This is a genomic window from Streptomyces pacificus (assembly GCF_011766325.1).
GTDB classification, from domain to species: Bacteria; Actinomycetota; Actinomycetes; order Streptomycetales; family Streptomycetaceae; genus Streptomyces; species Streptomyces pacificus.
This window is the reverse complement of sequence record NZ_BLLG01000005.1, coordinates 344336-359333: the sequence shown is the minus strand read 5'-3', so window position 1 is coordinate 359333 and position 14998 is coordinate 344336. Positions and strand designations below refer to the sequence as shown.

Annotated in this window: 16 protein-coding genes; 14 read left to right on the top strand and 2 right to left on the bottom strand. The window is 71.6% G+C overall.

What is annotated here, in order from left to right; all coding sequences use genetic code 11:
* The first annotated feature begins 122 nt into the window (after window positions 1–122).
* From map to truA, 8 genes are all read left to right on the top strand, one after another.
* A complete protein-coding gene (map, locus tag SCWH03_RS11320) occupies window positions 123–959 on the top strand; it encodes a type I methionyl aminopeptidase (protein WP_173264035.1) in 837 nt (278 codons plus the stop codon).
* A gap of 336 nt (window positions 960–1295) precedes the next feature.
* Window positions 1296–1517, top strand: coding sequence for a translation initiation factor IF-1 (gene infA, locus SCWH03_RS11315; RefSeq protein ID WP_003956442.1), 222 nt, complete (start codon window positions 1296–1298; stop codon window positions 1515–1517).
* A gap of 58 nt (window positions 1518–1575) precedes the next feature.
* Entirely contained in the window at window positions 1576–1689 is a 114-nt protein-coding gene (gene rpmJ / locus SCWH03_RS11310; RefSeq protein WP_003956441.1) for a 50S ribosomal protein L36, read from the top strand.
* A gap of 198 nt (window positions 1690–1887) precedes the next feature.
* Window positions 1888–2268, top strand: a complete 381-nt coding sequence (rpsM, locus tag SCWH03_RS11305; protein ID WP_173264034.1) for a 30S ribosomal protein S13 — start codon at window positions 1888–1890, stop codon at window positions 2266–2268.
* Window positions 2269–2333: 65 nt separating this feature from the next.
* Complete coding sequence (gene rpsK, locus SCWH03_RS11300) at window positions 2334–2738, top strand: 30S ribosomal protein S11 (protein ID WP_017949643.1); 405 nt, start codon at window positions 2334–2336, stop codon at window positions 2736–2738.
* Between the two features lie 200 nt (window positions 2739–2938).
* A complete protein-coding gene (locus tag SCWH03_RS11295; RefSeq protein WP_017949642.1) occupies window positions 2939–3961 on the top strand; it encodes a DNA-directed RNA polymerase subunit alpha in 1023 nt (340 codons plus the stop codon).
* A 202-nt stretch (window positions 3962–4163) separates the two neighbouring features.
* Window positions 4164–4703, top strand: a complete 540-nt coding sequence (gene rplQ, locus SCWH03_RS11290; protein ID WP_173264033.1) for a 50S ribosomal protein L17 — start codon at window positions 4164–4166, stop codon at window positions 4701–4703.
* A 95-nt stretch (window positions 4704–4798) separates the two neighbouring features.
* Window positions 4799–5668, top strand: a complete 870-nt coding sequence (truA, locus tag SCWH03_RS11285) for a tRNA pseudouridine(38-40) synthase TruA (RefSeq protein ID WP_173264032.1) — start codon at window positions 4799–4801, stop codon at window positions 5666–5668.
* Between the two features lie 133 nt (window positions 5669–5801).
* On the opposite strand, the gene SCWH03_RS11280 is transcribed toward truA, so the two are convergent.
* Window positions 5802–6680: a hypothetical protein gene (locus SCWH03_RS11280; protein ID WP_173264031.1), complete on the bottom strand. Its 879-nt coding sequence runs from the start codon at window positions 6678–6680 to the stop codon at window positions 5802–5804.
* A gap of 56 nt (window positions 6681–6736) precedes the next feature.
* On the opposite strand from SCWH03_RS11280, the gene SCWH03_RS11275 reads away from it, so the two are divergent.
* From SCWH03_RS11275 to SCWH03_RS11255, 5 genes are all read left to right on the top strand, one after another.
* On the top strand, window positions 6737–8389 hold the full coding sequence (locus tag SCWH03_RS11275; protein WP_371872653.1) for an ABC-F family ATP-binding cassette domain-containing protein: 1653 nt from the start codon (window positions 6737–6739) through the stop codon (window positions 8387–8389).
* Window positions 8390–8825: 436 nt separating this feature from the next.
* Window positions 8826–9269, top strand: a complete 444-nt coding sequence (rplM, locus tag SCWH03_RS11270; RefSeq protein ID WP_017949632.1) for a 50S ribosomal protein L13 — start codon at window positions 8826–8828, stop codon at window positions 9267–9269.
* A gap of 41 nt (window positions 9270–9310) precedes the next feature.
* Complete coding sequence (gene rpsI / locus SCWH03_RS11265; protein ID WP_109295568.1) at window positions 9311–9829, top strand: 30S ribosomal protein S9; 519 nt, start codon at window positions 9311–9313, stop codon at window positions 9827–9829.
* A gap of 196 nt (window positions 9830–10025) precedes the next feature.
* Entirely contained in the window at window positions 10026–11384 is a 1359-nt protein-coding gene (glmM, locus tag SCWH03_RS11260; RefSeq protein ID WP_173264030.1) for a phosphoglucosamine mutase, read from the top strand.
* Between the two features lie 146 nt (window positions 11385–11530).
* Window positions 11531–12931 (top strand): alpha/beta hydrolase family protein, encoded by a 1401-nt coding sequence (locus tag SCWH03_RS11255; RefSeq protein ID WP_173264029.1) that lies wholly within the window; start codon window positions 11531–11533, stop codon window positions 12929–12931.
* Between the two features lie 79 nt (window positions 12932–13010).
* Here the strand turns inward: SCWH03_RS11255 and coaA are convergent, their stop codons facing one another.
* A complete protein-coding gene (coaA, locus tag SCWH03_RS11250) occupies window positions 13011–14003 on the bottom strand; it encodes a type I pantothenate kinase (protein ID WP_173264028.1) in 993 nt (330 codons plus the stop codon).
* Between the two features lie 179 nt (window positions 14004–14182).
* Between coaA and SCWH03_RS11245 the strand changes: the two genes are divergently transcribed.
* Window positions 14183–14983, top strand: a complete 801-nt coding sequence (locus SCWH03_RS11245; protein WP_173264027.1) for a hypothetical protein — start codon at window positions 14183–14185, stop codon at window positions 14981–14983.
* The last annotated feature ends 15 nt before the right edge of the window (window positions 14984–14998 follow it).

The following is a 14998-nucleotide window of genomic DNA, read 5'->3' as shown; positions in this document are numbered from 1 at the left end:
CACGGCGTTCCTCCCAGCGGATCGCACACGGCCGCGGTGTCCCCAGGACGCCGCGGCCGTATCGTTGACGACCCAGGGCGTTCAGCCGAACCACCCTCCCACTCTGAAAGGCGCCGGCCCCCATGGTGCAGATCAAGACCCCCGAGCAGATCGCGAAGATGCGGGCGGCGGGGCTGGTCGTCGCCGCCGTCCACGCGGCGGCCCGTGAGGCGGCGGTCCCGGGCGCCACCACGAAGGACCTGGACGAGGTCGCCCGCAAGGTGATCGCCGACCACGGGGCCACGTCCAACTTCCTCGGGTACGGCGGCTTCCCCGCCACCATCTGCACCTCGGTGAACGAGGTCGTCGTCCACGGCATCCCGGACGGCAAGACGGTCCTGAGGGACGGCGACATCATCTCCGTCGACGCCGGGGCGATCGTCGACGGCTGGCACGGTGACGCGGCGTTCACCGCGTTCGTGGGCGACGGCCACGCTCCGGAGCTGGTCGAACTCTCCCGGGTGACCGAGGAGTCCATGTGGGCCGGTATCGCCGCCATGCGCAGCGGCAACCGGCTGGTCGACGTCTCCCGGGCGATCGAGACGTACATCCGCCGCCAGCCGAAGCCCGGCGGCGGCCGGTACGGGATCATCGAGGACTACGGCGGCCACGGCATCGGCACCGAGATGCACATGGACCCCCATCTGCTGAACTACGTCAGCCGCAAGCGCGGCAGGGGCCCGAAGCTGGTGCCGGGCTTCTGCCTGGCGATCGAGCCGATGGTGTCGCTCGGCACCCCCCGCACCGAGGTCCTCGCGGACGACTGGACCGTGATCACCACGGACGGCACCTGGTCCTCGCACTGGGAGCACTCGGTGGCGCTGACGGAGGACGGTCCGCTGGTACTGACGGCGGTGGACGGCGGCCGGGCGAAGCTGGCGGAGCTGGGTGTCACGGCTGCCCCGGACCCGCTGGCCTGAGGGGGAGTTCCGGGACGAGGCGCCCGGACCGGCTCCGGGCGGGGCCGGCTCGGGGCGGGGCCGGCTCCGGGCGGGGCCGGAGGGCGGGTCCTGCGGCGAGGGCCCCAGGGCCCGGTGGGTCCGGAGCACACCGGCGAGCCGTGGGGCGGGGCGACCGGGGAGCCGCGGCCGGCCCCGCGCCCGCTTAAGGATCTCCTACCTTGGGCAAACTCCTCGGATTCGTCTTTTCCAGGGGCCTGACGTAGACTGATGCGTCGGTTCGCGTGTACCCGTATGCCCGCTTGCGGTCGAAGGGTGGCAAGAACCGATCAAGGTAGCCGATTCGAAGGGCGAAGCGTGGCCAAGAAGCAAGGTGCCATCGAGATTGAGGGCACCGTGATCGAGTCCCTGCCGAACGCCATGTTCAAGGTGGAACTCCAGAACGGTCACAAGGTCCTCGCGCACATCTCCGGCAAGATGCGGATGCACTACATCCGGATCCTTCCGGACGACCGGGTCGTCGTGGAGCTCTCTCCGTACGACCTGACGCGCGGGCGGATCGTCTACCGCTACAAGTAGATCTTGCCCTCACCCCTCCCGAGGGGTGCTGGCACTGACCCGGAGAACCTCACATCCCATGAAGGTCAAGCCGAGCGTCAAGAAGATCTGCGACAAGTGCAAGGTGATCCGCCGTCACGGCCGGGTCATGGTCATCTGCGACAACCTGCGCCACAAGCAGCGCCAGGGCTGACGCACGCCGACCTGCACCTCGCAGATCTTCGCGCGACGCGAGCAACACATGTTCACCAGCAGGGCCCGCCCAGTCACCAGAGGACCGGCGGCACCTCCGGCGGGGGCCGGGGACCGGGACGTACCACCTCTCCCAGGGAGCGGTCGGCGGCCCGGAACGGTTCTGCTGCAGACCCCCGAACACCACAGGAGCCATTGAATGGCACGCGTTTCCGGTGTCGACATCCCGCGCGACAAGCGCGTGGAGGTCGCACTCACCTACGTCTTCGGCATCGGCCGCACCCTGGCGCAGGAGACCCTCGCCGCGACCGGTGTGAACCCGGACACCCGCGTTCGCGACCTGGCCGAGGAGGACCTGGTCAAGATCCGCGAGTACGTGGACAACAACATCAAGACCGAGGGCGACCTCCGTCGCGAGATCCAGGCCGACATCCGCCGCAAGGTCGAGATCGGCTGCTACCAGGGTCTGCGCCACCGCCGCGGTCTGCCGGTCCACGGCCAGCGCACCAGCACGAACGCCCGTACCCGCAAGGGCCCGCGTCGCGCCATCGCCGGCAAGAAGAAGCCGGGCAAGAAGTAGTCCTCAGCAGGACGCTCTACCAGCGGTCTTCGCTGTAGGACCGACCACCTCCACGGGAGAAATACATGCCCCCCAAGGGACGCCAGGGCGCCGTCAAGAAGGTGCGCCGCAAGGAAAAGAAGAACGTCGCTCACGGCCACGCGCACATCAAGAGCACGTTCAACAACACGATCGTCTCGATCACGGACCCGAGTGGCAACGTGATCTCCTGGGCCTCCGCCGGCCACGTCGGCTTCAAGGGCTCGCGCAAGTCCACCCCCTTCGCCGCGCAGATGGCCGCCGAGTCGGCCGCCCGCCGCGCGCAGGAGCACGGCATGCGCAAGGTCGATGTCTTCGTCAAGGGTCCGGGCTCCGGCCGTGAGACCGCGATCCGCTCCCTCCAGGCCACCGGCCTGGAGGTGGGCTCGATCCAGGACGTCACCCCGACGCCGCACAACGGCTGCCGTCCCCCCAAGCGCCGCCGCGTCTGACGCGCCGCCGCAGCTGCGAGGCCGGCTCCGGGCGCCGGCGCCATCGGCGCCCGCCCCGCCAGGACCGGGGCTTCGGGCGGTACGGCCCCCATGGGACGTGCCGCCCGTACCCTTGCAGTACGCAGTATCGTGAGAGCCGGGTCCGTCCCGGCAGAGTCGGGCGTCAAATAGCGGGCGCCCATGACTGAAGGATCACTGACATGCTGATCGCTCAGCGCCCCTCGCTGACCGAAGAGGTCGTCGACGAGTACCGCTCCCGGTTCGTGATCGAGCCGCTGGAGCCGGGCTTCGGCTACACCCTCGGCAACTCCCTCCGCCGTACGCTCCTCTCCTCGATCCCGGGTGCGGCCGTCACGTCCATCCGGATCGACGGCGTCCTGCACGAGTTCACCACCGTGCCGGGTGTCCGGGAGGACGTCACCGACCTCATCCTGAACATCAAGCAGCTGGTCGTCTCCTCCGAGCACGACGAGCCCGTCGTGATGTACCTGCGCAAGCAGGGCCCGGGTCTGGTCACCGCCGCCGACATCGCGCCCCCGGCCGGCGTCGAGGTCCACAACCCCGACCTGGTCCTGGCCACGCTGAACGGCAAGGGCAAGCTGGAGATGGAGCTGACCGTCGAGCGCGGTCGCGGCTATGTCTCCGCCGTGCAGAACAAGCAGGTGGGCCAGGAGATCGGCCGTATCCCGGTCGACTCCATCTACTCCCCGGTGCTCAAGGTCACGTACAAGGTCGAGGCGACCCGTGTCGAGCAGCGCACCGACTTCGACAAGCTGATCGTCGACGTCGAGACCAAGCAGGCCATGCGCCCGCGCGACGCCATGGCGTCGGCGGGCAAGACCCTGGTCGAGCTGTTCGGCCTGGCCCGCGAGCTCAACATCGACGCCGAGGGCATCGACATGGGCCCGTCCCCGACGGACGCCGCCCTCGCCGCCGACCTCGCGCTGCCGATCGAGGAGCTGGAGCTCACGGTCCGCTCCTACAACTGCCTCAAGCGCGAGGGCATCCACTCCGTGGGCGAGCTCGTCGCCCGCTCGGAGGCCGACCTCCTCGACATCCGCAACTTCGGTGCCAAGTCGATCGACGAGGTCAAGGCGAAGCTGGCCGGCATGGGCCTGGCCCTCAAGGACAGCCCGCCCGGATTCGACCCGACCGCCGCCGCCGACGCCTTCGGCGCCGACGACGACGCGGACGCCGGTTTCGTCGAGACCGAGCAGTACTGAGCACCTCCCGGCGGGGTGCGGGGCCCGGCGCCCCGCACCCCGCCGGGTGGCCGCTCTCCGGGGCCCGCTGCCCCGGACACCGGGCGAGAGCCCGGCACAGACGTCCCCGGCACCGCCGGGGGGTGCGCGAGGGGTCCGAGCCCCTCGCACAGGCTGACACCGGTACCTGACACGGCCGGTGCAGATCACGAGGAGAAGAACCATGCCGAAGCCCGCCAAGGGTGCCCGTCTGGGCGGCAGCGCCGCGCACGAGAAGCTGCTTCTCGCGAACCTCGCGAAGTCGCTCTTCGAGCACGGCCGCATCACCACGACCGAGGCCAAGGCCCGCCGCCTGCGCCCGGTCGCGGAGCGCCTGATCACCAAGGCGAAGAAGGGCGACATCCACAACCGTCGCCTGGTGCTGCAGACGATCACGGACAAGGGCATCGTCCACACGCTCTTCACCGAGATCGCCCCGCGCTACGCCGAGCGTCCGGGTGGCTACACCCGGATCACCAAGATCGGCAACCGCCGTGGTGACAACGCCCCGATGGCCGTGATCGAGCTCGTCGAGGGCGAGATCGCGAAGAGGGCCACCGTCGCCGAGGCCGAGGCCGCCGCCAAGCGCGCGGTCAAGGAGGCCGACGAGGCCAAGGCCGAGGAGAGCAAGGCCGAGGACGCCAAGGCCGAAGAGGCCAAGGCCGGCGACGTCAAGGCCGACGACGCCGCCGAGGCTCCGGCCGAGGAGTCGAAGGACGCCTGAGGCGTTCCCCGACCGCTGTGCGGCCGACGGACGGGCCCGTTCCCCTTTCCCGGGGGCGGGCCCGTTCCCTTGACAGCAGGAGAGGCACACGAGACGTGAGCGACGACGTGAGGCCCGGCTTCGTACGGGTGCGGCTGGACCTGTCCTACGACGGCAGGGACTTCTCGGGCTGGGCCCGCCAGACGCGGGGGCAGCGGACGGTCCAGGCCGAGATCGAGGACGCGATCCGTACCGTGACCCGTTCGCAGGACACCTACGACCTGACCGTCGCCGGCCGCACCGACGCGGGGGTGCACGCCCGCGGCCAGGTCGCGCACGTCGATCTGCCGGGAGACCTCTGGGCGGAGCACCGGGAGAAGCTGCTGCGGCGGCTTGCCGGCCGGCTGCCCCACGACGTCCGGGTCTGGAACGCCGAGGAGGCACCGGCCGGCTTCCACGCCCGTTTCTCGGCGATCTGGCGCCGCTACGCCTACCGGGTCACCGACCACCCGTCCGGCGTCGACCCGCTGCTGCGCGGCCATGTCCTCTGGCACGACCGGCCGTTGGACGCCGGCGCCATGAACGCGGCGGCCGAACAGCTCCTCGGGGAGCACGACTTCGCCGCCTACTGCAAGAAGCGGGAGGGCGCCACCACTATCCGGACCCTCCGGGAACTGCGCTGGGAGCGGGACGCGTCGGGGATCCTCACCGCGACCGTGCGGGCCGACGCCTTCTGCCACAACATGGTCCGCTCGCTCGTCGGCGCGATGCTGTTCGTCGGCGACGGCCACCGTCCGGCGGACTGGCCGGCCCGGGTCCTGGCCGCCGGCGTGCGTGACTCGGCCGTCCATGTCGTGCGGCCGCACGGGCTCACACTGGAGGAGGTCGGCTATCCCGCCGACGGCCTGCTGGCTGCCAGGAACCTCGAGGCCCGCAACCGGCGTACGCTGCCGGAGCGCGGCGCGGGGGCGGCGGGCTGCTGCTGAGCGGTCAGGGGCCTCCCCCCGGGGCCCCCTCGCGGGGCGCCTCGGACCGGGGCCGGAGCCGGTCCCCCCGTGGGTTCCGTGTCCGGTGGGCTGCCTGCCGGCACGCCCGGCTGCCCGTACGCCCTTACGCCCGTCAGCCTGCCGGGGCCGCCGCCGCCGCGGACGCCTGGATCTCGCCGCGGCGCACGATCTGGCGGAACGTGAACTCCGCCAGATCGTCGCCCGGCCGGAACGCCTCGCTGTCGCCCTTGGTGACGGACTTCCCGCTGGCGTAGCCGGTGGTGGTGAAGTAGGCGTACCGGCCGTAGGAGTTGCCCACGAAGCGGCACACCGGACCGCCCTTGCAGAAGGCCCCGGTGCCGGAGCCGGACAGCGGGGCGATGCCGCGCGCCGACTGGTTCGCGGCCAGCCGGGCCTGCGCCTCGGTGGGGAAGACCGCGACGCCTACGGTGACCGCCACCTGGCCCCTGGTGTACGTGGCGCGGATGACCTGGTCGCAGCCGTGCGACCGGAGCGCAGCGGCCAGCGTGCCCTGGGCCGCCGAGGCGCAGTCCGCCGTGCGCGCAGTGGGGCCCTTGGCGTAGACCCGGTCTCCCATCGTCAGCTTCCCGCCCGGGAAGAGCGTGTCGGCGCTCAGCGGCGCGGTGTCCTTCTTCGCACTGGAGACGAAGTCCCTGGGGTCCGGCGGGGGAGAGGGGGCAACGGTGGAGAACGACGGCTCCGGCCCCGCGGTCCGACCGGGCAGTTCGGCGGCCGAGGGCAGCTCACCGGCGTTCTTGCCGGAGGGCGCCGCGTCGCCGGTGAAGACGACGGCCATGGCCACGATCGCGGCGACCGCGGCCGTCGCGGCACCGCCGGCGCCGATGAGCAGCCACCGCCTGCGCCGCACCCGCGCTGCGGAGGCGTCGGCCAGCGCCGCCCAGTCGGGCGTCGACGACGACACCGGCTCCCCGTACGACCGGTCGTCCGGCTGCCGCGGCTCCCGCGGCCACTGGGATCCCCCAAAGCTCATGCCGCGCATCCTAAACCTGTTGGGCGTGAGCGTGTCCTGCGGTGACAATGCTGGCCATGGGACATCTCGAGGCCGCGCATCTGGAGTACTACCTTCCGGACGGGAGGCCGCTGCTGGCGGATGTGTCGTTCCGGGTGGGGGAGGGCTGGGTGGTCGCCCTGGTCGGGGCGAACGGCGCGGGCAAGACGACCCTGCTGCGGTTGCTGTCCGGTGAGCTCAGGCCGCACGGCGGCACGGTGTCGGCAGGCGGCGGTATCGGTGTGATGCCGCAGTTCGTGGGCTCGGCGGCGGCGCCCCCCGGATCCGGCGGGCCGCGCGGCGGTGACGAGCGCACCGTCCGGGACCTGCTGGTCTCGGTGGCGCAGCCCAGGATCAGGGACGCGGCGCGCGCGGTCGACGAGGCCGAACACCTGATCATGACCGTCGACGACGAGGCCGCGCAGCTGCGGTACGCGCAGGCGCTCAGCGACTGGGCCGAGGTACAGGGGTACGAGGCCGAGACCGTCTGGGACATCTGCACCACCGCGGCGCTCGGCGTCCCCTACGAGAAGGCCCAGTGGCGCCTGGTGCGCACACTGTCCGGCGGTGAGCAGAAGCGGCTGGTGCTGGAGGCGCTGCTGCGCGGTCCGGACGAGGTGCTGCTGCTCGACGAGCCGGACAACTACCTCGACGTACCCGGCAAGCGCTGGCTGGAGGACCGGCTGCGGGAGACCCGCAAGACCGTGCTCTTCATCTCGCACGACCGGGAGCTGCTGGCCAGGACCGCGCAGAAGATCGTGGCGGTGGAGCCGGGGCCCTCGGGCAGCGACGTCTGGGTGCACGGCGGCGGCTTCGGCACCTTCCACCGGGCCCGGCGGGAGCGCTTCGCCCGCTTCGAGGAGCTGAAACGCCGCTGGGAGGAGGAGCACGCCCGGCTGAAGGCGCTGGTGCACAGGCTGCGGCAGCAGGCGGCGAGCAGCCCGGACATGGCGTCGCGGTACCGGGCGATGCAGACCCGGTTCCGGAAGTTCGAGGAGGCCGGCCCGCCGCCCGAGCCCCCGCGCGAGCAGGACATCCGGATGCGGCTGCGCGGCGGCCGGACCGGAGTGCGGGCCGTGACCTGCGAGCGCCTCGGGCTGACGGGACTGATGAAGCCGTTCTCCCTGGAGGTCTTCTACGGCGAGCGGGTGGCCGTGCTCGGTTCCAACGGCTCGGGCAAGTCCCACTTCCTGAGGCTGCTCGCGGGGGAGGAGGTGGCCCACACCGGGGAGTGGAAGCTGGGCGCCCGGGTGGTGCCCGGGCACTTCGCCCAGACCCATGCCCACCCGGAGCTGCTGGGCCGCACCCTGGTCGACATCCTGTGGACCGAGCACGCCAAGGACCGCGGAGGGGCGATGAGCGCCCTGCGCCGCTACGAGCTGGAGCGCCAGGGCGACCAGACGTTCGACCGGCTGTCGGGCGGGCAGCAGGCGCGCTTCCAGATCCTGCTGCTGGAACTCTGCGGCACCACCGCGCTGCTGCTGGACGAGCCGACCGACAACCTGGATCTGGAGTCGGCTCAGGCGCTGCAGCAGGGACTCGAGGTATACGAGGGCACGGTGCTCGCCGTCACGCACGACCGCTGGTTCGCCCGTTCCTTCGACCGCTTCCTCGTCTTCGGATCCGACGGGATGGTCAGGGAGGCACCGGAGCCGGTATGGGACGAGCGGAGGGTGGTGCGGGCCCGGTAGCGGCGGAGCCCGCACCTCCTTGTCATGCGGCACGACGGCGCCACCGGACCGCGGCGCCACCGGCACGACGGCGCCACCGCGCCGGGGCGACGACGGCCCGGCCCGGGGTCCGGCGGCGTCCTGGGGGGTGCCGGCGGGGTCCCGGCGGGCTTCGGAGCCGCCGCGGCGGGCCGTGCCGCGGGGCCGGGGGCGTTTTGACCCGTGCGGGGGAGCGCGGGTATTCTGCTGGTTCGTTATGCGTATTGGCTTGCTCTATCTCACGTGAGGGGCCCTTACGCCGGTCCACCGGGCCGATGACCAGCGGCGTGCACTCGGGTTGCGTCCCCGATGTGCCGCCAGGGCTGTCGTGATCGTCCGGGTGGCCTTGTCAGGACCCCGTCCTCCGTGCTTTCGCAAGCCGGGGGATCCCATCACTGAAGAAGCGAAGGCTACGACCGTGCGTACGTACAGCCCCAAGCCCGGCGATGTGACGCGCCAGTGGCACGTCATCGACGCCCAGGACGTCGTCCTGGGCCGTCTGGCCACCACCGCTGCCACCCTTCTCCGGGGCAAGCACAAGCCGATCTACGCACCCCACGTCGACGCTGGTGACTTCGTCATCATCATCAACGCCGACAAGGTGCACCTGTCGGGCAACAAGCGGACCCAGAAGATGGCGTACCGCCACTCCGGTTACCCGGGTGGCCTGCGCTCCGTCCGCTACGACGAGCTGCTCGACAAGAACCCGGAGAAGGCCGTCGAGAAGGCCGTCAAGGGCATGCTCCCGAAGAACTCCCTGGGCCGTCAGATGCTCTCGAAGCTGAAGGTCTACGCGGGCGAGAACCACCCGCACGCTGCCCAGCAGCCGGTCCCGTTCGAGATCACCCAGGTCGCGCAGTAAGTACGGCCACCCCCTAAGACGAAGAGAATCTGAGGAGCATCGTGGCCGAGACCACCACCGAGACCCCGCTCGAGGGCGAAGAGACCTACGCCGAGGTCACCACCTTCGAGTCCGAGGCCCCCGTCGAGGGCGAGTACACGAGCGAGTCGCTCGCGTCCCGCTTCGGCGAGCCGCAGCCGGCCGCCGGCCTGGGCCGCCGCAAGAACGCCATCGCCCGTGTCCGCATCGTTCCCGGCACCGGCAAGTGGACCATCAACGGTCGCACCCTCGAGGACTACTTCCCGAACAAGGTGCACCAGCAGGAAGTCAACGAGCCCTTCAAGGTGCTCGAACTCGACGACCGCTACGACGTCGTCGCCCGTATCGCCGGTGGCGGCGTGTCCGGCCAGGCAGGCGCCCTGCGCCTCGGTGTGGCCCGCGCGCTGAACGAGGCGGACGTGGAGAACAACCGCGGCCCGCTGAAGAAGGCCGGCTTCCTGCGCCGCGACGACCGCGCGGTCGAGCGGAAGAAGGCCGGTCTGAAGAAGGCCCGCAAGGCCCCGCAGTACAGCAAGCGCTAGATCGCCTGCTCGCCTGCACGGCGTACGTTCGCCCCGGCGGCACTCGGTGCCGCCGGGGCGTTCCGTATACCCGCCCCGGGCGCCCCCCCGGGATGTCACGGCACCGTAACCCGGCGTATAACAGCAGCCGGGACCCCGCACCTCGCGCAGGGACACCGCGGGGCCCGCGTTTTCGGAGCACAAACGGAGGACACCAGTGGGACGACTCTTCGGCACGGACGGTGTGCGCGGTGTCGCGAACGCGGATCTGACGGCGGAGCTGGCGCTCGGCCTCTCGGTCGCGGCGGCACATGTGCTCGCCGAGGCGGGCACGTTCGAGGGCCATCGGCCGACGGCGGTGGTCGGACGCGATCCCCGGGCGTCCGGGGAGTTCCTGGAGGCCGCCGTGGTGGCGGGCCTCGCGAGCGCGGGCGTGGACGTCCTGCGGGTCGGTGTGCTGCCGACCCCCGCGGTGGCATACCTCACCGGCGCGCTCGGCGCCGACCTCGGCGTGATGCTCTCCGCGAGCCACAACGCCATGCCGGACAACGGCATCAAGTTCTTCGCCCGCGGCGGCCACAAGCTCGCCGACGAGATCGAGGACCGCATCGAGACCGCGTACGAGCAGCACCGCACCGGCGCGCCGTGGGACCGCCCGACCGGCGCGGGCGTGGGCCGGGTCCGGGACTACGACGAGGGCTTCGACAAGTACGTCGCCCATCTCGTCGCCGTCCTGCCCAACCGCCTCGACGGGCTGAAGGTCGTCCTCGACGAGGCGCACGGCGCCGCGGCCCGCGTCTCGCCCGAGGCGTTCGCCAGGGCAGGCGCCGAGGTCGTCACGATCGGCGCCGAGCCGGACGGCCTCAACATCAACGACAACTGCGGCTCGACCCACCTCGGACTGCTGAAGGCCGCGGTCGTCGACCACGGCGCCGACCTCGGTATCGCCCACGACGGCGACGCCGACCGCTGCCTCGCCGTGGACGCGGCGGGCGACGAGGTCGACGGCGACCAGATCCTCGCGGTGCTGGCGCTCGCCATGCGCGAGGCGGGCACCCTGCGCGGCAGCACCGTCGTCGCCACCGTGATGTCGAACCTGGGCTTCAAGCTGGCGATGGAGCGCGAGGGCATCGAGCTGGTGCGGACCGCCGTCGGCGACCGCTATGTGCTGGAGTCGATGAAGGAGCACGGCTACGCCCTCGGCGGCGAGCAGTCCGGCCACGTCATCGTCCTCGACCACGCCACCACCGGCGACGGCACGCTCACCGGACTGCTGCTGGCGGCCCGCGTCGCCGCGACCGGCCGCTCGCTGGCGGAGCTGGCCGGAGTCATGGACCGCCTCCCTCAGGTCCTGGTCAACGTGCGTGACGTGGACAAGTCGCGGGTCGCCACGTCGGCGGAGCTGGCCGCCGCGGTCGGCGAAGCCGAGCGGGAGCTCGGCGCCACCGGGCGGGTGCTGCTGCGCCCCTCCGGTACCGAGCCGCTGGTCCGTGTGATGGTCGAGGCCGCGGACATCGAGCAGGCCCGCTCGGTGGCCGGGCGGCTGGCGGACGCGGTCAAGTCCGCGCTGGGCTGACGGGGCCGTGCCCGCGCCGGGCCGAGGCGGTCGGCTGCGTTGACGGCTCGCGTCGGGCCGACGCGGCCCCGCGACACCCGCCGTCCGGGGGAACGGCGGGTGTCGCGGGCGGCGGCCCGGGGGCACTCCTCCTACGTTCGGCGGGTATGACATACGTATCGGCCGACCGCACGCCGGGGCCCAGCCGCCGGTCGGCGCTGGCCGGCCTCGTCGGCGGGGCTGCCGCACTGGCCGGATGCACCGCGCCGGGGGCGAGTCCCGCGAGCGCGCCGACGCCCGCCGGGACCGGTTCGCCGCAGAGCGGGACCGGCGATCCGACGCCCGGGGCGATGACCCTTTTCGAGGAACCGGCCTACAACTTCAGCTGCCTGTGGGCTCTCGGCGGGGCCGGGTTCAGCGCGGCGGAGGTGGGCGAGGTCCTCACCGCGGTGAACGCAGTCGACAAGGCCGGCCTCTCGGCGCAGACGTACGTCAGGACCTTCCGCGAGCTCGGCGACAGGCTGATGGGGCCGCCCCCGGGCAGCGAGCCCGACGACGAGACCACCCGCTTCCGTGCGCTGCGGGCCGCGCAGTACTACGCCCAGGCGCTGTTCTTCGTGCTCGGCTCGGACGACCCGGGCAGCGAGGAGGACCTCTACAGGGCGGGGCGGGGCGCCTGGGACAGGTTCTGCGACCTGTCCGACCCGGCGCCGGTGAAGGCCGACGTGCCCTACGGTGCCGTCCCGCTGCCGGTGTGGTTCTTCCGGCCGGACCCGTCGGAGACCCGCCGCCCCACCGTGATCCTCACCAACGGCAGCGACGGGCAGAACGTCGACATGTGGACCTACGGCGTCGCGGCCGCACTGGACCGCGGCTGGAACGCGCTGGTCTACGACGGCCCCGGGCAGGGGCAGGTGCTCTTCGTGGACCGGGTGGTCTTCACCCCGGCCTGGGAGAGGGTCGTGGGGCCACTCGTCGACTGGCTCTCCGACCGCCCCGACGTGGACGTCTCACGGATCGGTCTCACCGGGCTCAGCATGGCCGGGAACCTCGCTCCCCGGGCCGCGGCCTTCGAGGACCGGATCGCGGCCCTGGTGGCGATGCCCGGCTGTGTGGAGCCGTGGCTGGGCTTCCCCGCGGAGGTACGGGAGATCCTCACCACGAGCAAGGCGGAGACGAACGGGATCTGGAACGAGGAGGTCGTTCCCGGACTGTCCCCCGCCGAGGCCGCCACGATGAAGAAGCGCTTCGAGCCCTTCTCCGTCCCGGCGATGCTCGCCGCCCGCAGGGGCAGCGTCTTCACCGACTTCTACACCCCCGCCACGCGCATCCGGGCGCTGAGGATCACCGACCTCGTGCCCCACATCAGGATGCCGACGCTGGTACTCGACTACGAGGGCGAGCAGTTCTACCCGGGTCAGGCCCAGCAGATGTTCGACGCGCTGACCGCGCCCAAGGACTATGTGAAGCTCACCGCGGCCGAGGGCGCGCAGCTCCACTGCTCCCCGATGGCGCCGCAACTGCACTGCGAGGTCGTGTTCGACTGGCTCCAGGAGATCCTGGGGTAGCTCCGCCGCACCGGCCCGGACGGTCCCGGACGGTCCCGGAAGGCCCGCACAGCTCCGCAGGACGCTCCGTGACGGGGCCTCAGAGTTTGCGCAGCGACAGCCGCTGGACCTTGTGGTCGGGGCCCTTGCGCAGGACCAGGGTGGCACGCCCGCGTGTGGGGGCCACGTTCTCCCGGAGGTTGACGCCGTTGATGGTCCGCCACATCGTCCGGGCGTACTCCAGCGCCTCTTCCTCGGAGACCTGGGTGTACCTGCGGAAGTACGAGGACGGGTCCTGGAAGGCGGTCTCGCGCAGCTTGCGGAAGCGGTTGAGGTACCACCGCTCGATGTCCTCGGGCCGCGCGTCCACGTACACGGAGAAGTCGAAGTAGTCGGCGAGACTGATCCGGGTGCGGCCGTCCTTGCCGGGCAGCGCGGGCTGGAGGACGTTGAGGCCCTCGACGATCAGGATGTCGGGGCGGCGCACGGTCAGCCGCTCCCCGGGGACGATGTCGTAGATGAGGTGCGAGTAGACGGGCGCGGACACCTCGTCCTTGCCGGCCTTGATGTCGGCGACGAAGCGGGTCAGGGCGCGGCGGTCGTACGACTCGGGGAAGCCCTTCCGCGACATCAGCCCCCGGTCCTCGAGCTGCTTCATCGGGTAGAGGAACCCGTCCGTGGTGACCAGTTCGACGCGCGGATGCTCGGGCCAGCGGGCGAGCAGTGCCTGCAGCAGCCGGGCCACCGTGGACTTGCCGACGGCGACGGAGCCCGCGACTCCTATGACGAACGGGGTGCCGCGCTGGGTGCCGTGGCCGTTGCCCGCCTCGCCGAGGAAGGTGTTCAGGGCGCCGCGGAGGTTGGCGGTGGCCCCGACGTACAGGTTGAGCAGCCGGGACAGCGGCAGGTAGATGTCCCGCACCTCGTCGAGGTCGATGACGTCGCCGAGGCCGCGGAGCCGTTCGACCTCGGCGGCGGTCAGCGGCAGCGGTGTCTTCTCGCGGAGGGCGCTCCACTCCTCCCGGGTCAGGTCGACGTAGGGGGACGCCTCGGTCCGGTCGGCCCTGCGACTTCGTGGCGGCGAACTGGTCACCTGCCCATTGTCGGTGCTGGGGGCGGGGCGTGGGGGGTGGGCTAGGTCACGCGGGGGCGGTGAGGGGCCTCAGGATGATCACGTGGGGATCACGGTTCGGACAGCGCTGCAGTCCGAACGATCACTCTGCCGCCGCGCAGTCATATCGTGTTCACATCAATCCCACAGAAAGTATCTCTATGCGAACCTCCCACGTCCGTCGTCACGCCGTCGCCGTCGCCGTCACCGCCGTTTCCCTGGCCCTGCTCACCGCCTGTGGCGGAGGGAACGACGAGGCCGCAGGCAAGAGCGAGGGCGGGTCCCCGGCCGCCGCCGAGCCCGCGGCCAAGGCGCTGAGCGCCGCCGAGCTGGAGAAGCTCGCCCTGGCCGAGGGGGAGGTCGACGGCAACAAGGTCACCAAGGCCGGGCCCGAGGAGGAGGTGGCCGACGGGGAGGTCGTCGCCGACAAGGCCGAGTGCAAGCCGCTGGCCGACGCCGTGGCCGGCGTGCCCCTCGGCGACGCGAAGGCGACCGTCAAGCGCAAGGTGGTCGCGGAGCCGAAGGAGCCGGAGGAGACCGATCTGGCCGACCTGGCCGACATGACGGACGAGGAAATGGAGAAGGCGCTCGGTTCGGCCCTCGACATGACCGCCACGCTGGTCTCCGTCTCCTCCTACGACGGCAAGGGCGCCGAGGAGGCCGTCGCCGGCCTGCGGACCGCCGCCGGTGCCTGCGCCGAGGGCTTCACCATGACGATGGGCACCGAGAAGTCGAAGGTCGTCAAGGTGGAGGAGACGAAGGTGTCGGGCGGGCAGGAGGCCACCGCCTGGGTGCTGGTGTCGGAGCAGGAGGGCGAGAAGGTGCCGCACAACGTGGTGCTGGTGCGCCAGGGCGCGAACCTCGCCTCGTTCTCCTCCTTCAACTTGGGCGCCGTGGCCTCGGGTGAGGACTTCCCGCTGCCCACCGCCGTCATCGACGCCCAGGCGGCGAAGCTCGGCTGACCGGTTCCCGGCGCC